Origin of the sequence: Nocardia sp. NBC_01327 (genome assembly GCF_035958815.1) — a bacterium.
Classification (GTDB): Bacteria; Actinomycetota; Actinomycetes; order Mycobacteriales; family Mycobacteriaceae; genus Nocardia.
This window is the reverse complement of the sequence record NZ_CP108383.1, coordinates 1,606,732-1,631,756: the sequence shown is the minus strand read 5'-3', so window position 1 is coordinate 1,631,756 and position 25,025 is coordinate 1,606,732. Positions and strand designations below refer to the sequence as shown.

At 68.0% G+C, this 25,025-nt stretch carries 19 protein-coding genes; 11 read left to right on the top strand and 8 right to left on the bottom strand.

Annotation, left to right across the window (positions count from 1 at the left end):
- Positions 1-40 precede the first annotated feature (40 nt).
- From rpsD to infA, 5 genes are all read right to left on the bottom strand, one after another.
- Complete coding sequence (rpsD, locus tag OG326_RS06975) at positions 41-646, bottom strand: 30S ribosomal protein S4 (RefSeq protein WP_327143784.1); 606 nt, start codon at positions 644-646, stop codon at positions 41-43.
- A gap of 24 nt (positions 647-670) precedes the next feature.
- Positions 671-1,084: a 30S ribosomal protein S11 gene (rpsK, locus tag OG326_RS06970; RefSeq protein WP_327143783.1), complete on the bottom strand. Its 414-nt coding sequence runs from the start codon at positions 1,082-1,084 to the stop codon at positions 671-673.
- A 9-nt stretch (positions 1,085-1,093) separates the two neighbouring features.
- Positions 1,094-1,465, bottom strand: coding sequence for a 30S ribosomal protein S13 (gene rpsM / locus OG326_RS06965; RefSeq protein ID WP_327143782.1), 372 nt, complete (start codon positions 1,463-1,465; stop codon positions 1,094-1,096).
- Between the two features lie 230 nt (positions 1,466-1,695).
- Entirely contained in the window at positions 1,696-1,809 is a 114-nt protein-coding gene (gene rpmJ, locus OG326_RS06960) for a 50S ribosomal protein L36 (RefSeq protein WP_067561702.1), read from the bottom strand.
- A gap of 120 nt (positions 1,810-1,929) precedes the next feature.
- Entirely contained in the window at positions 1,930-2,151 is a 222-nt protein-coding gene (infA, locus tag OG326_RS06955; RefSeq protein WP_040804562.1) for a translation initiation factor IF-1, read from the bottom strand.
- A 367-nt stretch (positions 2,152-2,518) separates the two neighbouring features.
- On the opposite strand from infA, the gene OG326_RS06950 reads away from it, so the two are divergent.
- Positions 2,519-6,610 (top strand): nucleotide-binding protein, encoded by a 4,092-nt coding sequence (locus OG326_RS06950; RefSeq protein ID WP_327143781.1) that lies wholly within the window; start codon positions 2,519-2,521, stop codon positions 6,608-6,610.
- Between the two features lie 161 nt (positions 6,611-6,771).
- A complete protein-coding gene (locus OG326_RS06945; RefSeq protein ID WP_327143780.1) occupies positions 6,772-9,864 on the top strand; it encodes an NAD-glutamate dehydrogenase domain-containing protein in 3,093 nt (1,030 codons plus the stop codon).
- Here OG326_RS06945 and OG326_RS06940 read toward each other — a convergent pair.
- Complete coding sequence (locus OG326_RS06940) at positions 9,848-11,374, bottom strand: PucR family transcriptional regulator (protein ID WP_327143779.1); 1,527 nt, start codon at positions 11,372-11,374, stop codon at positions 9,848-9,850. The two genes, OG326_RS06945 and OG326_RS06940, sit on opposite strands and share 17 nt — an antisense overlap.
- 141 nt (positions 11,375-11,515) lie before the next feature.
- Here OG326_RS06940 and OG326_RS06935 point away from each other — a divergent pair, with 141 nt between their 5' ends.
- The 7 genes from OG326_RS06935 to OG326_RS06905 all read left to right on the top strand — a co-directional run bounded on the left by OG326_RS06935 (position 11,516) and on the right by OG326_RS06905 (position 20,898).
- On the top strand, positions 11,516-12,946 hold the full coding sequence (locus tag OG326_RS06935) for an aminobutyraldehyde dehydrogenase (RefSeq protein WP_327143778.1): 1,431 nt from the start codon (positions 11,516-11,518) through the stop codon (positions 12,944-12,946).
- A 42-nt stretch (positions 12,947-12,988) separates the two neighbouring features.
- The gene (gene gabT / locus OG326_RS06930; protein WP_327143777.1) at positions 12,989-14,329 is read left to right on the top strand and encodes a 4-aminobutyrate--2-oxoglutarate transaminase; all 1,341 of its coding nucleotides are present in this window, start codon (positions 12,989-12,991) and stop codon (positions 14,327-14,329) included.
- Between the two features lie 13 nt (positions 14,330-14,342).
- A complete protein-coding gene (locus OG326_RS06925; RefSeq protein ID WP_327143776.1) occupies positions 14,343-15,800 on the top strand; it encodes an NAD-dependent succinate-semialdehyde dehydrogenase in 1,458 nt (485 codons plus the stop codon).
- Positions 15,801-15,887: 87 nt separating this feature from the next.
- Positions 15,888-17,444: an APC family permease gene (locus tag OG326_RS06920; RefSeq protein WP_327143775.1), complete on the top strand. Its 1,557-nt coding sequence runs from the start codon at positions 15,888-15,890 to the stop codon at positions 17,442-17,444.
- A 49-nt stretch (positions 17,445-17,493) separates the two neighbouring features.
- Positions 17,494-18,459, top strand: coding sequence for a nitrilase-related carbon-nitrogen hydrolase (locus OG326_RS06915; protein ID WP_327143774.1), 966 nt, complete (start codon positions 17,494-17,496; stop codon positions 18,457-18,459).
- On the top strand, positions 18,459-19,502 hold the full coding sequence (locus tag OG326_RS06910; RefSeq protein ID WP_327143773.1) for an agmatine deiminase family protein: 1,044 nt from the start codon (positions 18,459-18,461) through the stop codon (positions 19,500-19,502). Before OG326_RS06915 ends, OG326_RS06910 begins: the two co-directional genes overlap by 1 nt.
- A 34-nt stretch (positions 19,503-19,536) precedes the next feature.
- Positions 19,537-20,898 (top strand): flavin monoamine oxidase family protein, encoded by a 1,362-nt coding sequence (locus OG326_RS06905; protein ID WP_327143772.1) that lies wholly within the window; start codon positions 19,537-19,539, stop codon positions 20,896-20,898.
- A gap of 68 nt (positions 20,899-20,966) precedes the next feature.
- On the opposite strand, the gene OG326_RS06900 is transcribed toward OG326_RS06905, so the two are convergent.
- Positions 20,967-21,473: a DUF4254 domain-containing protein gene (locus OG326_RS06900; RefSeq protein ID WP_327143771.1), complete on the bottom strand. Its 507-nt coding sequence runs from the start codon at positions 21,471-21,473 to the stop codon at positions 20,967-20,969.
- A 175-nt stretch (positions 21,474-21,648) separates the two neighbouring features.
- Here OG326_RS06900 and OG326_RS06895 point away from each other — a divergent pair, with 175 nt between their 5' ends.
- Positions 21,649-22,488 carry a GntR family transcriptional regulator gene (locus tag OG326_RS06895; protein WP_327143770.1) on the top strand — a complete coding sequence of 280 codons (840 nt, stop codon included), beginning with the start codon at positions 21,649-21,651 and terminating at the stop codon, positions 22,486-22,488.
- Positions 22,485-23,084: a GNAT family N-acetyltransferase gene (locus OG326_RS06890; protein WP_327143769.1), complete on the top strand. Its 600-nt coding sequence runs from the start codon at positions 22,485-22,487 to the stop codon at positions 23,082-23,084. Before OG326_RS06895 ends, OG326_RS06890 begins: the two co-directional genes overlap by 4 nt.
- Before the next feature lie 123 nt (positions 23,085-23,207).
- On the opposite strand, the gene OG326_RS06885 is transcribed toward OG326_RS06890, so the two are convergent.
- On the bottom strand, positions 23,208-25,016 hold the full coding sequence (locus OG326_RS06885; protein ID WP_327143768.1) for a serine/threonine-protein kinase: 1,809 nt from the start codon (positions 25,014-25,016) through the stop codon (positions 23,208-23,210).
- Between the last annotated feature and the right edge of the window lie 9 nt (positions 25,017-25,025).

Below are 25,025 nucleotides of genomic sequence, written 5' to 3'. Positions count from 1 at the left end.
AATTCAGAGCGCAACCAGCGATGCGCTTACGCGCACCTCATTACTTCGAGTAGAACTCGACGATCAGCTGTTCCTGGAGCGGAACATCGATCTGCGCACGCTCGGGGAGCTGGTGCACCAGAATGCGAAGACGGCCGGGAACGACCTGCAGCCAACCCGGAGCCTTGCGATCGCCGACGGTTTCGCGAGCAACCTGGAAGGGCAGCGTCGACAGCGACTTCTCCTTGACATCGATGATGTCGTACTGAGAAACCTGGAAGCTGGGGACGTCGACCTTCTGGCCGTTCACGATGAAGTGGCCGTGGCTGACCAGCTGGCGAGCCGCACGACGGGTACGGGCCAGACCGGCGCGGTACACGACGTTGTCCAGACGGGTCTCGAGCAGACGCAGCAGGTTGTCGCCGGTCTTGCCCTTCTGGCGGTTCGCCTCTTCGTAGTACTTGCGGAACTGCTTCTCCATGACGCCGTACGAGAAGCGAGCCTTCTGCTTCTCCTGCAGCTGCATGAGGTATTCGGATTCCTTGATCCGCGCGCGGCCGTGCTGGCCGGGCGGGTAAGGACGACGCTCGAACGCCTGGTCGCCTCCAACGAGGTCAACACGAAGGCGACGCGACTTGCGGGTGATGGGGCCTGTATAACGAGCCATTGTTCTGTACCTTTTCCTTCCCGCTTAGACGCGACGCCGCTTGGGCGGACGGCAGCCGTTGTGCGGCTGCGGGGTGACATCGGAGATCGTGCCGACCTCGAGGCCGGCGGCCTGGAGGGAACGGATCGCGGTCTCGCGGCCCGAACCCGGGCCCTTCACGAAGACATCGACCTTCTTGACGCCGTGCTCCTGCGCCTTGCGGGCAGCGTTCTCGGCGGCAAGCTGCGCGGCGAACGGGGTCGACTTACGCGAGCCCTTGAAACCGACGTGGCCCGAGGACGCCCAGGAGATGACGTTGCCGGCCGGGTCGGTGATCGACACGATGGTGTTGTTGAACGTGCTCTTGATGTGCGCGTGGCCGTGCGGGACGTTCTTCTTATCCCGGCGACGCGACTTCTGAGTCTTCTTCGGACCTGAAGTCCGGGTCTTCGGAGGCATGCGCTATCCCTACTTCTTCTTGCCGGCGACGGTCTTCTTCGGACCCTTGCGCGTGCGGGCATTGGTCTTGGTCCGCTGGCCACGAACGGGCAGGCCACGACGGTGACGCAGGCCCTGGTAGCAGCCGATCTCGATCTTGCGACGGATGTCGGCCTGAACCTCGCGGCGCAGGTCGCCTTCCACCTTCAGAGCGGAGCGTTCGATGTAGTCACGGAGAACCGTGAGCTGCTCATCGGTGAGATCCTTCGAGCGCAGATCGACGCTGACGCCGGTCGCTTCCAAGATCTCCTTGGAACGGGTACGGCCAATGCCGAAGATGTAAGTCAGCGCGATCTCCATGCGCTTTTCGCGCGGAAGATCAACGCCCATCAGACGTGCCATGTGGCAGTTTCCTTAATGGTTTCGGAGGTCTGCTCCCTGGCCGTCCCCTCGTAGTGGGGCCCCGGCCTCCGTACCGGGAGAAGGCCGCCGTCCGCCCCGGAGGGCTCGACAACGGCGACTGGCGCTGGGAGTTACTTCTTTATGACTGCCAAATCCGAACTGCGTTCGGTGCTTGGCGGTGAGCGACCGGCCCTCCTCGCGGAGTTCCGGTGATCCGGCCTAGACCGGGATCAGCCCTGACGCTGCTTGTGGCGCAGGTTCTCGCAGATCACCATGACCCGACCGTGACGGCGGATCACCTTGCACTTCTCGCAGATCGGCTTGACGCTGGGGTTGACCTTCACGTCAGATCCAATCTGGTTCCGTGTGCTCACTGGCCGTGAACACAGTTTTTCCCCGGCCGGAAATGGCCGGGGAAGACCCGGAGCGCGTGGCCCCGGAAATCTAGCGTCCCCCGAGGGAAATCACTTGTAGCGGTAGACGATTCGGCCGCGAGTCAAGTCGTAGGGCGACAGCTCCACGACGACGCGATCCTCGGGCAGAATGCGGATGTAGTGCTGCCGCATCTTGCCGCTGATGTGCGCGAGAACCTTGTGACCGTTCTCCAGCTCAATCCGGAACATCGCATTGGGCAGCGGTTCGATAACCCGGCCCTCGACCTCGATGGCCCCTTCCTTCTTCGCCATATCCTCCGCGATCCCGTTTTAGGCTGAACCTGGTTGGTTCGAGCTCATCACGTCTTTAACGTCTTTTCGGCCTGTGGAATTGTTCGCGCACCGTGTTAGTGGTGCACTGCAGCCGACCTGGTGACATACTCGCTGGCAGCAACGGATGTTTCTTGGTAGAGACATGCCACAGCCAGCAGGTAGGTGCACCGCCGACCTAGCCTACCCGTTCACGCAGGAGCGGCCAAATAGGGCCTGCTCGACGTGGGCCAGAACACCCTCGCGGGGCATCAGGGGGTGCGAGGCTCACCAGGCCCGAGCACGCCACCGGGGGAGATCGCTAAACTACGGCCTGTCCCGCAAGACTGCTCCAGACACGGGGGTTGATGTGAGCCGCAACAACGACGGCCTCCCCATGCTTCCACCATGGCTGTCCGAAAGCGACGTCTCCCAAGCCGGTTACGAAGCGCCCGTCGAGAACCTGCCGCACGACGACCTCATCCCCGAGAAGAAGTCGTCCCGCCGCCTCTTCGGCAACCGCAAGGCCCGCAAGGACGCCACCCCCGACGCCCTCCCCGAGGAACCCCCCACCGCGGACGCGGCCCCCCGAACCCCCCTCCCGAGCCGCTCACCGCAGCCCCCCGCCCCGCAGTTCAGCGCGCCGGCCAACGGCCATCAACAGGACTCGCCGTCCGGCACACGTCCGCAGAGCCCTCAGCCCGGCCCGGGCCCGCAGTCCGGCGCACATCCGCAGAGCCCCCAGCCCGGCCCGGGCCCGCAGTCCGGCGCATCTCGGCAGAGCCCCCCGCCTGGCCAGAGTCCGCAGTCCGGCACTCCTTTGTCCGGCACACCTTTGTCCAGCACCCCTGCACCCCACACACCACTGCCGGGGACTGCACCGCTGCCCGCTCAGCCCACGACCCGCCAGGATCTGCTGCCACCCTCTCCCGCAACGGATTCCGGGTCACGCTTCAGCACTCCCCCCGCGCCTACGACCCCACCGGCGAGCCCGCAGTCCGCCGCGCCCGCGGCCGCCCCCGCGCCGAACCTCGCCCCCACCACCGGATCTGCGCCCAAGCAGCCGTCGCCGGGGCCGCGGCCGGATCTGCCGCCGCCGCCCACTCAGCGCCCGGATCTGCCACCGCCGCCAGGAGCCGAAGGCGCACAGCCGTCTTCCGGGTCGCGCTTCGCCAACCCGCCTGCCTCCGACGCACCGCAGAATGCGCAGCAGCCGTCGACCTTCGTGCCGCCGCGGCCGTCGACGCCTCTGCCACCGGCGCCCCCCGGCCCTGGGCCGGACGCCTCGCGACCACCTATTCCCGATGCACCGCAACGGATTCCACTGGCCGGTCAGCAGCCCGTGGGCGCCACCGTCCGCATCGATGCGCCGACACCGCCGACCGCACCCGGACCGCGCGAGTCCGCACCGCCGAAACCACGCATCCCTGATGCGCCGCCGCAGGGCGCCCGCCCCGGGCCGCCCGCGCACGCCCAGGGACCGCAGTCGGCCCCGCTGACACCCCCACCCGGTGTCCCCACCCTCCCGCCGCCACCGCAGCACGGCCCAGTCGATCCGCCCCAGTCCCTTGACCAGGCCGGACCCGGCTCAGCCGCACCCCCGACGCAGCAATTCCCCGGAACCGGTGTGCCCCCGGCATTCCCGCTCCCCGGCACCCCCCTTGACGACATTCTCGCGCCGTCGACCGGCCCCGTTCCGCACGTCCCGAGCGCCGCCGCCGACCCCGCGAACCTGACCGTCCGAGTCCCACTGACACCCGCCCCCGGCTCCACCCCCGACCGCAAAACCCACTCGGGCACAGCGGAATCCACGCACGGCGCCGAACCCGCACCCAGCCACGCCTCCGCCCCGCCCCACGGCGCCACCCACAACCCCCTCCACGACCCGAGCGTCGGCTCGATCACCGACGCCCCCGCTGCCCCAGCAACAAACGATTCGCGCACACCGGCCAAGCCCCCCGCACCCCGCAGCGATCCCCGGACAGCCGACGCCAAGTCCTCCGACAAGGCCCGCACCAGCGCACCCGCCACGGATCACAAACCCGCCCAGCCGAATTCCCCGGCACCCGCAGATTCGCCCGCGGTCCCGGGACAGCCGCCCAACAGCGGACGCCACCGGGCACTGGACGCACCGCTCCCCCCACATCACCACGCCAAAACCCCCCGCCCGGACCAACCCGCAGCGGCCACCGGACAGTCACCTGTCTCCGGTCCGGCACAACCACCGGCATCCGCACCAGGACAGTCCTTCCCGCCCGGCACGGCGCAACGCCCCGTGTCAGCTACGGCCGAAGCACCGGCCTCCGGTCCAGGACAGCCCGCTACGCCCAACCCCGTGCAGCCCCCCACAACCGGTCCGGGACAGTTCCCAGCGTCCGGTCCCGGGCAACCGCCAGCGTCCGGCCCCGGACAGGCTCCGTCGTCGGGCCCCGCGGAACCCGGCCCGTACGGCCCGCGGAGCGGTCAATCACACGGCTCCTCCGGCCCCAATTCCGTTCCGCCACAGCCTGCCCCCCAAGGATCCGGCGACCGCTGGCAGTGGATGTCACCACCCTCCCAAGCCCCCGCCGCACACGGCCCGTCAGCCCCGCACGCCCCCGGCCAGCACGGCAACCCCGGCGGCACGCAACCGCCCTCCGGCCCGTCCGCACCTGTCTGGAACCAAGTCCTGCCGCAGCAGCCGGCCCCCGGCGCGCCACAACAGAACCCGTGGCAGGCGGCTCCCGGTCAGGTCCACCCCGGCCAAGCACCGCAGGGTCAGTACGCGCCAGTCACCGGTGCGCCGATCGGGTCCACTCCGAACTGCCCAGCCGCCCAATCACCCGCCGACTCTCCGGCGCACGCTTGGAACCAGACCCCGCCTGAGTCTGCGACTCCTGGTGCGCCACAGCAGAACCCATGGCAGGCGGCTCCCGGTCAGGTCCCGCCCGGCCAAGCGCCGCAGGGCCGGTACGCACCGGGCACCGGCGCGCCGGGCGGCTCGAACCTGAATGGTGCGGCGGCACAGCAGCCTCCGGCCACTTCACCTGATTCGTCGGGCGCCGCCTCGATGCGGCCACAGTCGGACTCGGTGCCCACCGGGTCCTCGGCGTCGGAAGCGAACGGGGCGCCCAATGCTCCGGGGCAGGCTGTCCCACAGCCGAATTCGTGGCCGCCCGGGCCGGGCGACAATATTCACAGTGCGCCCACCATCGGCGGCGGTATTCCCGCGCTGAGCGGCGAGGTGCGGCCCGGCGGTGGCAACGCGCCAGCGGAGTTCGGCGGGTCGGGCCAGGATGGGCAGCAAGCTGATGCGGGCGCCGACGGCGGGCCGGGGCAATCGGGCAATAGCCAAGCGTTGCAGGCTGGTTGGGGCGCGCCCGGACAGCCGGGGGCGTATGGCCAGGGGCAGCCCGGGGTCTATGGGTCCGGGCAACCAGGGGCATATGGGCAGCCGGGGAGCTATGGCTCCGGGCAGCCTGGTTCACACGTACCGGGGCAGCCGGGGGCGTACACGCCGCCGTCGGGGCCTGTGCAGTATGGGCTGGGTGGGCAGGGGCCCTCGCTTGATGATGTGCCGATGCGGCGGGCGAAGAAGTCTCCCGGGTCGGGGTGGCGGCGGGCGGTGCACCATGTGTCGGGTGGCGCCATCAATCCGGGGTTGTCGGCTGAGGAGCGGCGACTGCAGGAGTTGGTGGCCCGGATTCGGCAGCCTGTGCGCGGGGATTACCGGATTGCGGTGTTGTCGCTGAAGGGTGGTGTCGGGAAGACGACGACCACCATGGGACTGGGGTCGATCTTCTCGTCCATTCGCGGCGACCGGGTCATTGCGGTGGATGCCAATCCGGACTTCGGCACGCTGTCGCAGCGCGTGCCGCTGCAGACGCGGTCGACGGTGCGGGATCTGCTGCTGGATCCGAGCATCGAGCGCTACTCGGATGTGCGGCGGCATACCTCGCAGGCCTCGAGCCGGCTGGAAGTGCTTGCGAGCGAGCGCGATCCGGCCGCCTCGGAGGCGTTCAGCGAGGACGAGTACCGCAATGTGGCCCGCATCCTGCAGCGCTTCTACAACATCATCCTCACCGATTGCGGTACGGGCCTGATGCATTCGGCCATGGCGGGTGTGCTGGATCTGGCGCACTCCCTGGTGCTGATCTCGTCCTCGGCCATCGACGGCGCGCGCAGCGCCGCCGCCACCCTGGACTGGTTGTCGCTGCACGGCCACGACCATCTGGTCCGCAATGCCGTCGTGGTGATCAACCTGCCGCGCCCGGGCGCCCCGAATGTCGGCATCAACCAGCTGCGCGACTATTTCCTGTCGCGTTGCCGCGCAGTGCATATCATCCCGTACGACTCCCACCTGGGCGAAGGCGCCGAGATCGACCTGACCCGCCTGCAGAAGGAAACCAAGCGGGCATACGTCGAACTGGCCGCCACGGTCGCCGACGAATTCGCCGTCGACCATCGCCGCTATCGCGACTGATAGCGGCCGGTTCGCCGACTCCACCTGCGCTGGAGACCCCGGCAATGGACGAGTCGGCGTGCCGGCGCCCACCCCGCGCGCCTGATTGTCGACTGTGTCCTGCGTCTCCATAGGGCAGATTGGCTGCCGACCCATCAGGTGACGCGCAGGGAGTTGAGCAGATGTTTCGCGGAGCAGCGATCGGCACGCTGGACGAGGATCGAATCGACGCCGCCCCGCGGCTCGAATTCGATTCGATCGATGCGCGGCGGCCCGGAGCGCGGCTGATCTGGCGCGGTGCGCCCGCCTCGCTGACCGAGCTGATCGATATCTTCTCCGCCCTGGGCCTGCATGTCACCACGCACGATGTGCACAGCGACGGTGCGGACACCGTGCACCGATTCACCTTCCGCCCCACGGCTTTCGAGCTGACCGAGCCGACCGCCGAACTGCTGTCCGAGGCTTTCGTGGCCGCGGCCACCGGGGTGCTGGAGATCGACGGTTTCATCGGCTTGATCGGCGCTGCCGGACTGACCTGGCGCGATGCCCTGCTGATCCGAGCCGCCTGCCGGTACCTGCGGCAGGCCGGACTGCGACTCGGCGGACCGACGATGACCGAGATCCTCACCGTCCATGCACAATTCGCGCGCGCATTCGTGGAGCTGTTCCGTGCCCGCTTCGATCCGTCCGGCGGCGGTGATGTCGATACGGCGGATGCGGAGGCGCGCCGGCGACTCGAAGCCGCGACCACGCTGCCCGAGGATCAGCTGCTGCGCGGTCTGCACACCTTCTGCGCAGCGGTGTTGCGCACCAATTGGTTTCAGCCGAGCCGCCTGGTAGCCGCCTTCAAGATCGACCCGTCCCGCCTGTCGGTCTCGGGCCCGATCACGCCGTATCGCGAGATCTTCGTGCACGCCCGGCAGGTGGAGGGCAGCCATGTGCGCGGCGGCGTCATCGCGCGCGGCGGCCTGCGCTGGTCCGATCGCGCCGACGATTTCCGCACCGAGGTGCTGGGCCTGATGAAGACCCAGACGGTGAAGAATTCGGTGATCGTCCCGATGGGAGCCAAGGGCGCCTTCGTCGTTCGCGGCCCGAACACCGATCCGGCGGCCGTCGCGAACGCCTACACGGCCTTCATCGGCGGCCTGCTCGATGTCACCGACAATATTGTGGACGGCGCCGTCGTCCCGCCCGCGCACACCGTCGTCTACGACGATCCGGACCCGTACCTGGTGGTCGCCGCGGACAAGGGCACCGCCCGCTTCTCCGATCTGGCCAACAGCATTGCCATGGCCCGCGCCTTCTGGCTCGGCGACGCCTTCGCCTCCGGTGGCTCCACCGGATACGACCACAAGGCCCTGGGCATTACCGCCCGCGGCGCCTGGTGCTCGATTCGCCAGCATTTCGCCGAGCTCGGCGTGGACCCGGACACCCAGCCGTTCACCGTGGCCGGTATCGGCGATATGTCAGGCGATGTGTTCGGCAACGGCATGCTCGAGACCGACCGCATCCGGCTGGTGGCGGCCTTCGACCACCGCCACATCTTCCTCGACCCCGATCCCGATCCCGAACTCTCGCACCGGGAGCGGGCCCGCCTGGCCGGACTCGATCGCAGCAGCTGGGCCGACTACGACCGCGCCGTCATCTCCGAGGGCGGCGGCGTCTGGCCACGCTCGGCGAAATCGATTCCGCTGTCCCCGCAGACGCGCCGGCTGCTCGGCGTCGAAGCAGCGAACCTCCCTGCGCACGAGGTTATTCAGGCCATTCTGAGCGCACAGGTGGATCTGCTGTTCAACGGCGGTATCGGCACGTATGTGCGGTCGAGCGGCGAACTTGATTCCGAGGTAGCGGATCCGACCAATGACGATGTGCGGGTGACTGCGGATCGATTGCGCTGCAGGGTGATCGGCGAGGGCGGCAATCTCGGTCTCACCCAGCGTGCCCGGATCGAGTTCGCGCGGGCGGGCGGCAAGGTGAACGCCGATTTCATCGACAATGCCGCGGGTGTGGCCACCTCCGACCGCGAGGTCAACCTCAAGATCGCGCTGGCGTCCGCGGTGACCGAGGGCCTGGTGTCCGAACCGGAGCGCGATCGCCTGCTGGCCGCCAATGCCGATGCGGTCGCACGCGCGGTCCTGGCCGACTGCGACCGCCAGGCACTGGCCATCAGCCTGGCCGAGGCGCATGCACCCTTCCTCATCGACCGGCACGGCCGATTGATCGAAAACCTGGAGCAGGCAACAGATCTCGATCGTTCCGTCGAGTTCCTGCCCGCCCCGGCCGAACTCAGCGCCCGACGCCGGGCCGGAGCCGGTCTGGTCCGCCCGGAGATCGCGGTACTGCTGGCCATGGCCAAGAATCTGGTCCGCGAGGAACTCCTCGCCTCCGATGCCCTCACCGATCCGGTGGTCGCGGGAACCCTGGCCGGCTATTTCCCCGAGGACTTCCGCACCCTGCTGGGTGAGCGGTTGCGCGAGCATCCGGTGGCTCGTGAGATCGTGGCCGTCTCCGCGGCCAATCAGGTGATCAATCGTGTCGGCCCCGGCATGATCCACCGCCTGGACGAGCGTTTCGGCGCGGGCACCGCACAGATCGTGCTGGCCTGCACGGTCGTCGATACCGTGCTGGACGTCGACCGCTGGTGGCGCGAGGCGCTCGCGCTCCCCGGCGTCACGCCGCAGCTGCGGATGAGCGTGCTCAACGGTATTCAGGACGCCGTCGAACAGTCCACCGCATGGTTGCTGGCCAAGCGCACGGCCGCGTCCTGGTCGGCGGAGATCGCACTGCACGCCCCGGTGGTCGCCGAACTGATCGCGGTACTCCCCCGCCCCGGCGGCCACCCCGGCCGGGATCTGGCGAATCTGCAACTGCTGGCACAGGCGCTGCCGCTGAGCGATACCGCCCGCCGCACCGGCCTGCCGGTCGCCCTGATCGCACAGACCTATCGGGAACTCGGCGAGTGCATCGGACTCGACTGGCTGGCAACAACTTTCGCGACCACGCCGACCGGCGACCATTGGGAAACACTGGCCGCCGCCGTACTAGCCGACGAATTGCAGTCCCGCTGGCACGCTTTGGCGGCCGCGGTACTGGCGAACGCCGCACCGAGCGACTCCGCGCACGACCTCGTCACCGCCTGGCGGGCCACGCCGTCCGCGGCCCGGCTCCTGGACCTGGTGGGTCAGCTGCGCCGCTCCGCACACGCCGATATCGCCCGATTGTGTGTGGTGAACGCGGAATTGGCCGCGGCAGCCGGGATCAGCGGCGGGCGATGATCGCCAGCAGCAGTTCGGCGCGCACCCGCGCCACATCCAGCTGACACCCGAGCACCGATTCAATCTTCGCGACCCGGCTGCGCAGGGTATGCCGGTGCACACCCAGCGCGGTGGCCGCGGTCTCCCACTGACCGTGCGCCTCTAGATAGGCGCGCAGTGAGGCGATGAGATCGGTGCCGTGCCGTTCGTCGTAATCCGCGAGCGGCGCGAGCATGGCCTCCGATATGGCGCTCAGCATCCGCTGGGCCTCCGGAAGCGTCAGCAAAGTCTGCCCGGCGAGCGAGGCGAGTTCCAGCGGGCGTCCGCCGGGCAGGGCGGCGGAGGACGCCAATTCGGCATGTTCTATGGCTGTGGCGAAGCGCCGCAACAGATGTGGCGCACTGAGCCCGGCCCGGATGGTCGCGCGCACCTCGTCGGGCATGGCGGCCAGCAGCTGCTCGGCCGCCTCCTCGGTATCGGAACCGGGCAGCAACACCTCGACCCGATCACCCGAAATGCGCGCGAACAGTTGCCGGTTGTGCGGATGCAGCTGCTCATCAACGGCTTCGGTCACCCGCACCGCCGCCTCCGGCGACTCACACCACAGCACCAGGGCACGGACCCGCCCGGAGCGATCGGCGGCCGGAGCCAGATGCCGCCACAGCGTTTCGAGATCGCCCGGCTCGTCCAGCAGCATGGCGATGGCCTGAGAGTTCAAGTGGTTCTGCGCGATTCGCAGCCGGGCGGGCTTTTCGAAGTCCAGGGCCAGCAGCGAACTGGCATGTCCGAGCAGTACCTGATCGACCGAGCTGAGTGGCGTGGAGGTCACCACCGCCAGATGCCCGTGCACCGTCTGCCCCGCCGTAATGGCTTGCAGCGCAATGATTTGCCCCGAAGACGTGTGAATGACACCGCTACCCGCACCGTCGCCGCGAGTGCTGAGGAATTCGCCGATCCGCTCGGCGACCTCGGCCGTGGCCCGGCCCGGATGCGAGTCCGATATCGCACCGTCCGCGCCGGCGACGACCACGGTGGCAGACAGTGCCGCCGACAGCTCCCTGATCACCGCGCCCATGCCCTGGATGGCCGCCCGGGTCATGCGCGGCTGAGCACGAGAGGCCCGCAGCACCTTCTCGTACTCCTGCTCGGCCAGCCGCTGCATGACCTTCTTGGTGATGGCCCCGAACGGTGTCGGCAGCGGCACCTCGAACAGCGGCAGCCCGAGCGCATCGGCCGCCTCGACCAGGTCCGCCGGTACCGTTTCGTGTGAGAGCCCGACGCCGAATCCGACGCCCGCGACTCCGGCCGCGTCGAGTTCCGTCAGATAGCGCAGCCGGTCCGCGCCACTGAGCGGCAAACCCATACCGGTGGTGAGCACCAACTCCCCGCCGGAGAGCCACTGCTGCGGTTCGGTGAGCTCGGAGGTGAGGGCCATCGTGATATTGCGCCCGAGCCCGGCACTGCCGCCCTTGAGCGCCAGATTCAGCTCGGGCTGGGACAGCACCCACCGGACCGGAATTCCCGTACTCACAGCGCTCCTACAGCAAACTGGACAAATCGTCGAAACTAGATTCTGCCGCCACTCCGATCCGGCAGGTGACGCGGGGGTGTGTCGCACAGCACACTGACTTGCAATCGAGCAATACCGGAACCCCAGGGAGAACTCGCACACATGACGACGCAGCTGCTTCGCAACTACATCGACGGCCGGTCGGTCGCCGCCACCGCGTCGGAGTCGTTCGAATTGATCAGCCCGGTCGATGAGACGGTGACCGGCCGCAGCCCGATCTCCGATGCCGCCGATATCGACGCCGCCGTGGCCGCCGCCCGGCGCGCCTTTCCGGCCTGGCGTTCCGCCACGCCCGGCCAGCGACAGGCCGCACTGCTGAAACTGGCCGACGCCCTGGAGTCCCATTCCGACGCGCTGGTCGAGGCGCAGTGCCGCAATACCGGTCAGCCCAAGCATCTGGTCGCCTCCGAGGAGGTGGCCACCGGAGCCGATCACCTGCGCTTCTTCGCGGGGGCCGCGCGCCTGCTGGAGGGCAAGTCCGCCGGCGAGTACATGACCGGATTCACCTCGTATGTGCGCCGCGAACCGGTCGGTGTGATCGGTCAGGTGACCCCGTGGAATTACCCGCTGATGATGGCGATCTGGAAGATCGGCCCGGCGCTGGCCACCGGAAACACCGTGGTGCTCAAGCCGAGTGACACCACGCCGGGCAGCACGCTGCTGCTGGCCGAGCTGTCGAAGGGCATCCTGCCCGACGGCGTACTCAATGTCGTGCTCGGCAATGCCGCCAGTGGCGCCGCGCTGGTGAGCCATCCGGACCTGGACATGGTGGCCATCACCGGTTCGGTGCGGGCGGGCATCGCGGTGGCGACCGCCGCGGCCGAGCAGGTCAAGCGCGCGCATCTCGAACTCGGCGGCAATGCCCCGGTCGTGGTGTTCGGGGACGCGGATCTGGCGCTGGCCGCCGACCGCATCGGTGATGCCGCGTTCTTCAATGGCGGCCAGGACTGCACCGCCGCGACCCGGGTGCTGGTGCACGAGTCGGTGCACGACGATTTTGTCGACGCCCTGACCAAGAAGGCGCAATCGGTGCGACCGGGCCTGCCCGACGATGTGGATGCCGCCTACGGCCCGCTGAACAATATTCGCCACTTCGAGTCCGTCACCGGCAAACTCGCCGCGCTCCCCCCGCACGCCACCGTGCGCACCGGCGGCAACCGGATCGGCGATACCGGTTTCTATCTCGCCCCGACCGTGATCACCGGTGTGCGCCAGGATGATCCGATCGTGCAGGAGGAGATCTTCGGCCCGGTCATCACCGTGCAGACCTTCGCCGACGAGGCCGAGGCGATCCGGCTGGCCAATGATGTCGTCTACGGCCTCGCCTCCAGCGTGTGGACCCGCGATCACGGTGTGGTGCAGCGCGTTTCGGCCGCACTGGACTTCGGCGCGGTGTGGGTCAACTGCCACATCCCGCTAGTCGCGGAAATGCCGCACGGCGGATTCAAGCGCTCCGGCTACGGCAAGGACCTGTCCGCCTACGGCGTCGAGGACTACACCCGCATCAAGCATGTCATGAGCGCGCACGACTGATTTCCGAGTCGTCCCCAATCCCTCTTCCGCAGAAAGACTTTCATGACCGAGATCAGCTACCGGCTCCCGCAGCGGCGGGAACTGCACACCGCCCTGCCGGGCCCCCGCTCGCAGGAATTGGCGCTGCGGCGCAAGGCCGCCGTCGCGGCCGGTGTCGGCTCGACCGTGCCCGTGTACGCGGCGGACGCGGACGGCGGCGTCATCGTGGACGTGGACGGCAATTCACTCATCGATCTGGCCGCCGGCATCGCGGTCACCAATGTCGGCGCCTCGCATCCGAAAGTGGTTGCGGCGGTGCGTGACCAGGTGGAGAAGTTCGCGCACACCTGTTTCATGGTGACCCCGTACGAGGCCTACATCCAGGTCGCCGAACAGCTCGCGGAGCTGACACCGGGCGATCACGAGAAGCGCAGCGTGCTGTTCAATTCCGGCGCCGAGGCGGTGGAGAACGCGATCAAGGTGGCGCGCCTGGCCACCGGCCGCACCGCCGTCGTCGCCTTCGATCACGCGTACCACGGCCGCACCAACCTGACCATGGCGCTGACCGCGAAATCCATGCCGTACAAGGCGCATTTCGGCCCGTTCGCCCCCGAGGTCTACCGGATGCCGATGTCTTACCCGTTCCGTGACGGCGGACTCGACGGCGCCGCCGCGGCGCGCGAGGCGATCTCGCGGATCGAGAAGCAGATCGGCGCGGATTCGGTCGCCGCCGTGATCATCGAACCGATCCAGGGCGAGGGCGGATTCATCGTTCCCGCACCGGGATTCCTGCCCGCCCTGGCCGAATGGGCGCGCGCCAATGGCGTGGTGTTCATCGCCGATGAGGTGCAGACCGGCTTCGCCCGCACCGGCGACTGGTTCGCCTGCGATCACGAGGGCGTGGTCCCCGACATCATCACCATGGCCAAGGGCATTGCGGGCGGTATGCCGCTCTCGGCCATCACCGGCCGCGCGGAGCTGCTGGACGCGGTGCACGCGGGCGGTCTGGGCGGCACCTACGGCGGCAATCCGGTGGCCTGCGCCGCGGCACTGGCCGCCATCGAGGCCATTCGCGACCATGATCTGCCCGCCCGCGCCCGCCATATCGGCGAGGTCGCGCTGGCGCGTTTCGATGAACTGGCACAGCAGGTTCCGGCCATCGGCGACGTGCGCGGCCGGGGCGCCATGCTGGCGCTGGAGTTCGTCCGCCCCGGCACCACCGAACCCGATGCCGCCTTCACCGCCGCTGTCGCCGCCCGCTGCCTCGAGCAGGGCGTCATCACCCTCACCTGCGGCACGTTCGGCAATGTCATCCGCCTGCTGCCGCCGCTGGTGATCAGCGACGAACTACTCGACGAGGCGCTGACGGTGTTGTGTACCGCCATCAGCGATCTCGCCGCCTGATCGAGGGAAGACGATGTCCGAATTCGACCGTATTCGCGCAACGATCCCCACCGGCCTGTGGATCGACGGCGCCGCCGTTCCCGCCACCGGCGGCGCGACCTTCGCGGTGACCGATCCCGCCACCGGCGACCTGCTCACCGAGGTCGCCGATGCCGGCCGTGCGGATGCCCTGCGCGCCCTCGACTCGGCATGCCGGGTCCAATCCGACTGGGCCGCAACGGCTCCCCGCGAGCGCTCGATGATCCTGCGCCGCGCCTGGGAGATCCTGATGGATCGCGCCGAGGATCTGGCGCTGCTCATGACCTCGGAGATGGGCAAGACCCTCCCCGAGGCGCGCGGCGAGGTCGCCTACGGCGGTGAGTTCCTGCGCTGGTTCAGCGAGGAGGCCGTCCGCATCGGCGGCCGGTACACCGAGGCTCCCTCGGGCAACGGCCGCATCCTGGTGACCCGGCAGCCGGTCGGCCCGTGCCTGGCCATCACGCCGTGGAACTTCCCGCTGGCCATGGGTTCTCGCAAGATCGCCCCGGCCCTGGCCGCCGGTTGCACGGTGATCGTGAAACCCGCCGAGGACACTCCGCTCACCATGCTGGCCCTCGCCGATATCCTCGCCGAGGCCGGACTTCCGGCGGGCGTGCTGTCGGTCCTGCCGAGCAGCGATGCCGCGGGCGTCACCGCACCCCTGCTCGCGGACCCCCGCCTGCGCAAGGTGACCTTCACCGGTTCCACCCGGGTCGGCAAGCTGCTGCTGCGCCAGGCCGCCGACACCGTGCTCCGCACCTCGATGGAGCTGGGCGGCAACGCGCCGTTCATCGTGTTCGAGGACGCCGATCTGGATCAGGCGCTGGCCGGGGCGATGGCGGCGAAGATGCGCAATGGCGGTGAGGCGTGCACCGCGGCAAACCGTATCTACGTGCACAATTCGATCCGCGCCGAGTTCGCCGCCCGGTTGGCCGAGAAGATCGGCGCGCTGCGTGTCGGCCCGGGCCATGAGCCGGGTGTGGAGCTGGGACCGCTGATCAACGAGCGGCAGCGCACCAGCGTCACCGCCCTCGTGGACGATGCGGTCGCGGCCGGAGCCGTGGTCCGCACCGGCGGTAAGCCGATCGACGGGCCCGGCTGGTTCTTCCAGCCCACCGTGCTCGACGAGGTGCCGCGCACCGCCCGCATGCATCGCGAGGAGATCTTCGGCCCGGTCGCCGCCGTCTACGGCTTCGATACCGAGGACGAGGTGGTCGCGGCCGCCAATGACACCGAATTCGGTTTGGCCGCTTACTTTTACACGCAGAATCTGGATCGGGTACTGCGCGTGTCCGGCGCTCTCGAGGCCGGCATGGTCGGCGTCAATCGCGGCGTCATCTCCGATCCGGCGGCTCCGTTCGGCGGCATCAAGCAGTCCGGTCTGGGCAGCGAGGGCGGGTCCGAGGGGATCAGCGAATACCTCGACACCAAATACGTCGCGCTCACGCACTGACTTCCGGCACACCGGCCCCTGTGCCGGACAACGTGCCCACCCGATCGTCCGGTGATCGGTTCTCTACACCCAGTACCAGGAGCCTGCATGCTTGTGCAGAACGCCCCCGAGGCCCCGCCGCACAGCGATAAGGGATTGGCAACCAACAAGATCGGCACTCTCGCCGGCGCCGTCCTGAGCATCGCGTCCATCGCGCCCGCCTACACCACGACGGCCAGTATGGGCCTGATCGTGGCCGCGGTCGGCCTGAAGATGCCCGCACTGCTCATCGCCGGATTCATCCCGATGTTCCTGGCGGCCTACGCCTATCGCGAGTTCAGCGCCGAAACCCCCGACTGCGGCGCCTCGTTCACGTGGTCGGCACGCTCACTGGGCCCCTATATCGGCTGGATGGCCGGATGGGGTTCGGTGATCGCGGTGGTGATCGTGCTGGCCAATATCGCCGCGGTGGGCGCGGAGTTCCTGTACCTGTTCATCGGGCGGGTGGTGCATTCGGAGTACATCGCCACGCTGGGCGATAACAAGCTCATCAATATCGCGACCACGCTGGCATTCCTGGCGGCGGCCGGCTGGGCGGCCAGCCGCGGGATCAGTTCCAGTGAGCGTGCCCAGTATGTGCTGGTCGGCTTCCAGCTCGCGGTGCTGCTGCTGTTCGCCGGTGTCGCACTCGCCAAGGCCATGACCGGGGACGCGCCGTCCGGGCTGAGTTTCAGCATGGACTGGTTCAACCCGCTCACCGGACTTACGCTGGGCGCCTTCGCGATCGGCCTGATCGGCTCGGTATTCATGTACTGGGGCTGGGACACCGCGCTCACGCTGGGCGAGGAGTGCAAGGATCCCAAGCGCACGCCGGGCCGGGCCGGGCTGCTGTCCATTCTGACCGTGCTGGGCACCTATCTGCTGCTGGCCGTCGCGCTCATGTGGTACGCCGGTGTCGGCGATACCGGTGTCGGCCTGAGCAATCCGGACACGGCCAGCAATGTGTTCGGCGCACTGGCCCAGCCGATCATGGGCGGTGCGGGCGAGCTGCTGCTGTTCCTCGCGGTGCTGGTCTCCACCATTGCCAGCCTGCAGGCCACCTTCCTGCCCGCGGCGCGCGCCATGCTCGCCATGGGCACCTTCAAGGCGCTGCCGAGCCGCTTCGCCACCGTTCATCCGACGTATCAGGTGCCGCGCTTCGGGACCGCGGTCGCCGCGGTGGTCGCGGGCGGTTTCTACGCGGTGACCGCACTGCTCTCGCAGCATGTGCTGCTGGATACCATTGCCGCCCTGGGCATCATGATCTGCTGGTACTACGGCATCACGGCCTTCGCCTGCGTCTGGTACTTCCGCAGGCAGTGGTTCGCCTCGGCGCGGGACTTCATGTTCAAGCTGCTGTTCCCGCTGCTCGGCGGCACCATGCTGCTGGTGGTCTTCACCATCTCGGTGCGCGAGAGCCTCAAGCCCGAAGTCGGCAGTGGCGCATCGATTTTCGGCATCGGCCTGGTGTTCTACCTGGGCTTCGGGATTCTCGCGCTGGGCGCGGTGCTGATGCTGATCATGCGCTGGCGGCAGCCGGAGTACTTCCGCGGGCAGACCCTCCCCCGGGCGATCTCCGGCGATCCCATGCCCGCGCCCGCCGAACCGCACCTGAGCACGCTGTAGCGAAACCCGCTTCCGCCCAACCACTTCGACGATCAGATCCGGAGTAGCCGTGAACGTCATCACCTGTTTCGAACCGCCGGTCTCGCATGCGCGAGTCGCCGATCCGGTGCGCCCGCCGCTGCGGGTCGCCCTGGTCCAGCACCACTGGCAGGACGATGCCGCGGCCCTGCAGGCCGAACTGCTCGAGGGCATAGCCCAAGCGGCCGCGGCCGGAGCCAAGGTGGTCTTCCTGCCCGAGATCACCCTGAGCAAGTACCCGGCGTTCGTGCGCGGCGGCGAGAATCCGGGCGCGAACGCCGAGGAGCTGACCGGCGGCCCCACCTTCACCTTCGCGGCGAAGGCGGCGATCGAGCACGGCATCTTCGTGCACGCCTCGCTGTACGAGCGCGCCGAGCAGGGCGACGGCCTGGGATACAACACCGCGATCCTGGTGTCCCCCAGCGGAGAACTGGTCGGCCGCACGCGCAAGGTGCACATTCCGATCAGCGACGGGTACTACGAGGACACCTACTTCCGGGCCGGTCCCGCCACCGACGAGGCCTATCGCCCGCACAGCCATCCGGATCTCGGCGACGCCCGCATCGGCATGCCGACCTGCTGGGACGAATGGTTCCCGGAGGTCGCGCGCATGTACTCGCTGGCCGGGGCGGACCTCATCGTCTACCCGACCGCCATCGGTTCCGAGCCCAGCTTCCCGGCCTTCGACACCCAGCCGCTGTGGCAGCACGTGATCGTGGGCAACGGGATTACCGCGGGCACCTTCATGGTGGTGCCCAACCGCTTCGGCGACGAAGGCGAAATCACCTTCTACGGTTCCTCTTTCATCTCCGATCCGTACGGCCGCATCCTGGTGCAGGCGCCGCGCGACGAATCCGCGGTGCTGGTCGCCGATCTGGACCTCGATCAGCGCAAGGACTGGCTGGCCCTGTTCCCGTTCCTCGATACCCGCCGTCCCGACACCTACGCTCGCCTGACCGCGCCGGTGGATCACGCGAACCCGTTCGGGCAGGCGTGATGGCACCGGACGGAATCGCCCAGTGGCGCATGCCCGCCGAGCACGCGCCGCACCGCCGCACCTGGATGGCCTTTCCCCCGGTGGGTTCGGAAATCACCGCGACGCCCGAGGCCGTCGATGAGGCCCGCACGGCGTGGACCGCCGTGGCGCACGCCGTCGCGCAGTTCGAACCGGTCTCGATGGTGGTAGATCCCGCCGATACCGCGGCGGCCCGCCGAATGCTCTCCGGCGCAATCGATATCGTCGAAGCCCCGCTCGACGATGCCTGGATGCGCGATATCGGCCCGACCTTCGTGCATGCCGCCGACGGTTCCGTCGCGGCCGTCGACTGGGTGTTCAATGGCTGGGGCCAACAGGATTGGGCCCGCTGGGACAATGACCGGCAGATCGGCACGGTGGTCGCCGCGGCGGCCGGGGTGCCGGTCATCGAGTCACCGCTCGTGAACGAGGGCGGCGGCATCCAGGTGGACGGCGCGGGGACGGTCATCGTCACCGAGACGGTGCAGCTGGATCCCTACCGCAATCCGGGACTGACCAGGGAGCAGGTGGAGGCCGAACTGCGGCGCACCATCGGCATCGACACGGCGCTCTGGCTGCCGCGCGGACTGTGGCGCGATTCGCAGCGCTTCGGCACCCGCGGGCACTCCGATATCGTCGCCGCGCTGCCGGCCCCGGGTGTGGTCCTGGTGCACGATCAGCGCGATCCGGCCCATCCCGATCACGCGCTCAGCGACGAGATCATGAAGCTCTTCGCCGCCGAGACCGCTTCCACCGGAAGGCCTTTCGAGGTCGTTCCGGTCCCCGCACCGCGCGCCCTCCGCGACGAGGAGGGTTTCGTCGACTACAGCTATATCAATCACTACGTGTGCGATAACGCGGTCATCCTGTGCGGGTTCGACGATCCGAACGATGCCGAGGCGGCCGCGGTACTGGCCGAGGTCTATCCCGGCCGCACCATCGTCACCGTGGACGCCCGGCCCATCTTCGCCCGTGGCGGCGGTATCCACTGCATTACCCAGAACGAGCCGCTGCCCGTTCGCTGATCAGTCCCGTAAACCGGAATAGCAAGGAGATTTCGTGCCTGTCATCACCCGTGACGTTGTTGTCATCGGCGCCGGACCGTCCGGTCTGACCGCCGCCGTGGAACTGCACCGGGCCGGGCTGTCGGTGGCCGTGCTCGAGGCGCGCGAGCGCGTCGGCGGCCGCACCCGGACCGGCGAGATCGACGGCGCGATGATCGAGATCGGCGGCCAGTGGCTGTCCCCGCATCACACCGCCGCACTGGAATTGGTGCAGGAGCTCGGTCTGAAGACCTTCTCCCGCTATCGCGACGGCGAGTCGGTGTACCTGGCGGCGGACGGCGTCCGGCACCGCTTCACCGGTGATGTCTTCCCCGCGCCCGAGGCGACCTCGAAGGAGATCGACCGGCTGCTGGGACTGCTGGACGAGCTGGCCGCGGCGGTCGGCGCGGAAGAGCCGTGGGCGCATCCCCGAGCGGCAGAACTGGATTCGGTGCCCTTCAGCATCTGGCTGGAGGGGCAGTCCGCGGACGAGTACGCCCGCGAGACGGTCGCCTTCTACGTCGCCGGCGCCATGCTGACCAAACCGGCGCACACCTTCTCGACCCTGCAGGCGCTCCACATGGCCGCCGCCCAGGGCTCTTTCACCAATCTGGCGACCGACACCTTCATGCTCGACAAGCGCGTCGTCGGCGGTATGCAGCAGGTATCGCAGCGACTGGCCGAGGTGATCGGCGATGATCTGCACCTGAACTCCCCGGCACGGCGTATTCAGTGGTCCGACAACGACGTCACCGTCTTCGCCGACGGCGATCTCGAGGTCCGCGCGGGCCAGGTCATTCTGGCGGTACCGCCGAACCTGTACTCGTGCATCAGCTTCGACCCGCCGCTGCCGCGCCGTCGTCACCAGATGTACCAGCACATGTCCTTCGGATTCGTGGTCAAGGTGCACGCGGTCTATCCGACCCCGTTCTGGCGCGAAAACGGTTTATCTGGAACAGGTTTCAGTGATACCGATATGGTCTCGGAGATCTACGACAACACCAACCACGGCATGGACAACGGCGCGCTGGTCGGATTCATCGCCCACGAGCAGGCCGACGCGTACTTCGCCATGGACGCCGCCCAGCGCAAGCAGGCCGCACTGGACTGCCTGGTCCGCTACCTGGGCCCCGAGGCCGCCGACCCCGCCGTCTACTACGAATCCGACTGGGGCGCAGAGGAATGGACGCGCGGCGCCTACGGCGTCAGCTTCGACCTCGGCGGTATGACCCGCTACGGCCACGACCATCGCGACCCGGTCGGCCCCCTGCACTTCGCCTGTTCGGACCTCGCGGGCCACGGCTTCCAGCACGTGGACGGCGCGATCCGCATGGGCCGCCGAGCCGCCGGCGCCATTGTGGCAGCACGCCCGTCCTGATCGGCACACTGAAAACAGAAAACGCGGTCCGGACCACCCTCGGGTCCGGACCGCGTTTTCATTTCCGCCTACCAAGCGGGAAGCCGACGCCTTCCGGCGAGCACATCACGCACGAGATCATCGTAGGCATCGGACAATTCGGCCAAATGATGCCAAGTGCCGTGCAGCATTTCATCATTGGCGTCGAGGGTCATCAACGCGTGGTGTGCGCGAATAGACGCCTCGGCCAATCTATCTATGACCGATCCGACCGTTTCGGTGTGCAACGTGGCGCCCAGCCGATGCTGGGGCACGGAGCGCACGATCCAATCGTCAATGGCCATCACCAATTCGATGCGCCGCCGCTTGTTCTCGATAATGGCGGTCGGATCGGTTTCCGGCCCGGTGCCGCCACGTCCCACCACGCGCCGCTCGTGCAGCACCGCGAGATCGTGGGCGAACCACAGCAGGGGTCCGCCGACGACGCGATGACCACGGCAAGCGCGCAAAAGTAGGTCCGAAGTCGGCAATAGGCCGGACGTTAGCGCTTGTGAACCGACGTCCGCATACTGATCGGACATGTCGGGCAATGCCACAACGACCGTATTAGATGTCTCCGAACCAGCCACGCTGCCTCACGTTCATCGACGTACAACACCGCATTCAGGACGTTCATTACAATAAACCTCAGAATGTGCCTGTCAAGCCTTACACGGCGATTCGGCACCCGGAGTAGACTTCGGGGCCTTGAAGCAACAACCGAGGAGCGAGATGGCGGACGGTCCGAGATACCAACGGATCGCAGACCTCCTCCGCGAGGAGATCCGCGCCGGCAAGTGGAACCCGGGCGATCGACTACCAAGCCACAATGAGCTGGCCGATCAGATGCAGGTCTCGATCACCACCGCTCGCAATGCGATTCAGCTCCTGGTTGCCGAAAACCTGGTGTACACAGCAACTTCCCGCGGCACCATCGTGCGCAGCCAGGAGGTGCTGGAATCGGTTGTCACCAACCACATTCGCCCCGACCGGCCCCGTGCTGCCCACGATATCTTCGTGGAGATCGCGCGGGCGGCCGGCCGGGAGCCGTCCAAACAGTTCAGCGCCCGCATGGAACCGGCGAGCCCGGAGGTCGCGCACTGGCTGGGTGTGGAGCGTGATGCGTGGGTGGTCTCACGCACGGTCATGCAGTATCTGGACAATGAGCCGTGGTCGTGGGAGGTCAGCTTCTACCCGCGAGATCTGGCGGAGGCCACCGGAATCGACGTGCCCCACGACATTCCGGAGGGCACGACACGCCGACTCGCCGAGCGTGGTTTCGCGGAAACCGCGCATCGGGATACCGTCGTCGCGCGCCCAGCCACTGCTGAGGAGGCGGCCGTGCTCGGTGTCGGGCCCGGAACCATCCTGCTCGATCACCTGCGGATCGGCGCAAACCATGAACGCATCACCCGCGTCACCCGCCATCGATCCACGGCGGCCCGCAACCGTCTGGCTTACGAGCTGGGCGACGACCCAGGTACGGATATCATTCGCAAAACTCTCGGCGCCCCACCGCCGCCCGGCAATTCCCACTCCTTCGAGAGTTCCCTGCTACCCGGCTCACCATGACACCGCATCTACGCCCGGCTCATCATTCAGACATAGGAACCATCACCCGGTTCCGGCTCCAACGCACCAGCTGGCTGGCAGCCCGCGGTAGCGATCAGTGGACCCGGGCCGGCCGAGGTCTGCCCATCGAGACCTTCGTCCGGTCCGTGGCCCGCGCCGTCCGCAATGGCGAAACGTGGATGGCCGAGATCGATGGCGAGACCGCCGGCACCATCACCGTGAACGACCGTGCGGACGAAGGCCTTTGGTCGCCCGGCGAGATCGCCGAGGCGGTGATCGTGCACTACATGATCGTGGACCTCCGCTTCGCCGGTCACCGCATCGGCCATGCCCTCCTGGAGCATGCCGCGACCCTGGCTGCGCACAGCAACCGTGACTGGGTCCGCCTGGATGCCTGGACCACCAATGGCGGGCTGCACGACTACTACATCCGGGCGGGCTTCCGCCAAGCCCGCTTCGCCGGGCCCGAAGCCACCGGCCCGTCGGGCGCGCTCTTCGAACGGCCAACCGCCAGCTGGCTTTCCACCCGCAAGCTCCACCCCGAGCCCCTCCCCCTCACGGCACACCCGCAGCTCACGCGGGCCGACATCGCCTGACGCACGAGATGACCTCGCTCGAGCTCATGCGAGGTGTCACTGGCCCAGCTCACGCGGGATGTCGCCGCCCCCAGCTCACGCGGGATGTCACTGCCCCAGCTCACGGGCTGCCGCGCCGCCAGATCATCGCTTGACGTTGTCGAAGATCCCGTCGGCCAGATCCTCGGCGGCACTGCACAAGTCGTCGGTGCCGGTAGCGCCCGCGCGCCCCGCCATGGTGACGCGGATGTGCCCGTAGGAGGTCGGCCACTGCACGAAGCAGACCGCGAAGCCCCGATCATCACCGTGCCCGTCGCCGTCACGCTCATGCGAGGTCTCTCGTCCGCTGACCCCGGTCCCGACCCGAACATTCCGTGAGCCCGGATCGGCCTGCATGAATTCCGTGCTGATCGACACCTTCGCAGTGACGTGCGGCTTGCCCGACGTCTCCCAACTACAGGTGCGATCCTCCGATGTGGTTGTCGGATCGCTGGATTCGCCGAGGTCCGACCGCCGCCGCAACTCCGGCGTGACCAGTTGGCACGGATCCTGCAGCTGCGCCGCGGCCATTGCCGTCGTAGTCGGCGCGGCAGGTGCGACGGGTGCGTACGTGGTCGGGGGCGGTGCGGCAACAGTGGCCGGCGCCGCCGCATGCCGGACGCCACCGTCGGTCTTGCCGGAATGGTTGATCGCGAGCACCGCGACTGCCAGGACCACGATCCCGCCGGTGAATACCGCGCTGACGACCTTCCACGGCGCCCGCTGAGACCGCTTGCCGCCGAGCTCCTTCCGCACGGAATCGCGTGTGTGCGAGTCCGGACCGACAGACGCGGCCGCAGCGGCGGCGCCGAACCCATCGCGTGATTCCCGGCGCGTCGCGCTCGCGCCGGGTTCCAGCCGCGACGTACCGGCGACCGGCCACGACGCGGTACTCACCTTGGTCTCGCCGTACCCCTTCGTCTCGCCGTACCCCTTCGTCTCGCCATAGCCCTTCGTCTCGCCATAGCCCTTCGTCTCGCCGTACCCCTTGGCCTCGCCGTACCCGTTGTTATCCCGATAGCCGTTGTCGCCGTACGCGTTGTCGTCGGCATACCCGGCAGCTGGGGCTCCCATCCGACCGAGCGCCACGCCCGCCGCCTCGACGAATTGCGCGCAATCGTCATACCGTTCGCCCGGATTCTTGGCCAGCACGCGGGCCAGCACATCATCGAGCTCAGCAGGCAGATCAGGCCGCACATCGGAGATCCGCGGCGGCGGCGCATTGATATGCCCCATCATCACAGCCAGCGGTTGCGCTCCGCGATAAGGGTTTTCGCCGGTCAAGAGCCGGTAGAACGAGCACCCGAGACTGTAGACATCGCTGCGGGAATCGAGCGGTTCCCCGGACAGCTGCTCCGGCGACGCATAGGCCACAGTCGCCAGAAAGGTCCCCGTACGGGTCAACTGGCCGTCGTCATCCGAAGGCTTGGCAATCCCGAAGTCCGCCAGCAGCACCCGCTCCTGCCCGCTCTCCTGCGGCGCGAGCAAGAAGTTGGCAGGTTTCACATCCCGGTGCAGCAGCCCACTCCGATGGGCGTAGTCAAGCCCCTTACCGATCTCCCCCACAATCCGAAGCGCCCGATCAGCGGTCATCGCCTCCGGTTCGAGCTCCAGCGCGGTAGCGGCATCCGTCCCGTTCACATACTGCAGCGCGATCCACAGATATCCCCGATCCTCCCCCTTGTTCTGGACCGCCACCACATTCGGATGATCCAGCCCCGCAGCGAGTTTCGCCTCCCGCTCGAACCGAGCCCGATACTCCGGATCGAACGCCAACTGCGGCCACAGCACCTTCAGCGCCACATACCGCGCCAACGAGGGATGTTCAGCCAAATAGACCGTCCCCATCCCCCCGCTACCGAGCGTGCGCTCGATGCGATAGCCGCCAAGGATCGATCCGGTCCCGATGATCACGTGTGCCCC

Bases quoted from the DNA above. Each gene is read 5' to 3' on its own strand.
- rpsD (WP_327143784.1), bottom strand. From the start codon at position 646: ATGGCTCGTTATACAGGCCCCATCACCCGCAAGTCGCGTCGCCTTCGT.
- rpsK (WP_327143783.1), bottom strand. From the start codon at position 1,084: ATGCCTCCGAAGACCCGGACTTCAGGTCCGAAGAAGACTCAGAAGTCG.
- rpsM (WP_327143782.1), bottom strand. From the start codon at position 1,465: ATGGCACGTCTGATGGGCGTTGATCTTCCGCGCGAAAAGCGCATGGAG.
- infA (WP_040804562.1), bottom strand. From the start codon at position 2,151: ATGGCGAAGAAGGAAGGGGCCATCGAGGTCGAGGGCCGGGTTATCGAA.
- OG326_RS06945 (WP_327143780.1), top strand. From the start codon at position 6,772: ATGTTTCGCGGAGCAGCGATCGGCACGCTGGACGAGGATCGAATCGAC.
- OG326_RS06935 (WP_327143778.1), top strand. From the start codon at position 11,516: ATGACGACGCAGCTGCTTCGCAACTACATCGACGGCCGGTCGGTCGCC.
- gabT (WP_327143777.1), top strand. From the start codon at position 12,989: ATGACCGAGATCAGCTACCGGCTCCCGCAGCGGCGGGAACTGCACACC.
- OG326_RS06925 (WP_327143776.1), top strand. From the start codon at position 14,343: ATGTCCGAATTCGACCGTATTCGCGCAACGATCCCCACCGGCCTGTGG.
- OG326_RS06920 (WP_327143775.1), top strand. From the start codon at position 15,888: ATGCTTGTGCAGAACGCCCCCGAGGCCCCGCCGCACAGCGATAAGGGA.
- OG326_RS06910 (WP_327143773.1), top strand. From the start codon at position 18,459: ATGGCACCGGACGGAATCGCCCAGTGGCGCATGCCCGCCGAGCACGCG.
- OG326_RS06895 (WP_327143770.1), top strand. From the start codon at position 21,649: ATGGCGGACGGTCCGAGATACCAACGGATCGCAGACCTCCTCCGCGAG.
- OG326_RS06890 (WP_327143769.1), top strand. From the start codon at position 22,485: ATGACACCGCATCTACGCCCGGCTCATCATTCAGACATAGGAACCATC.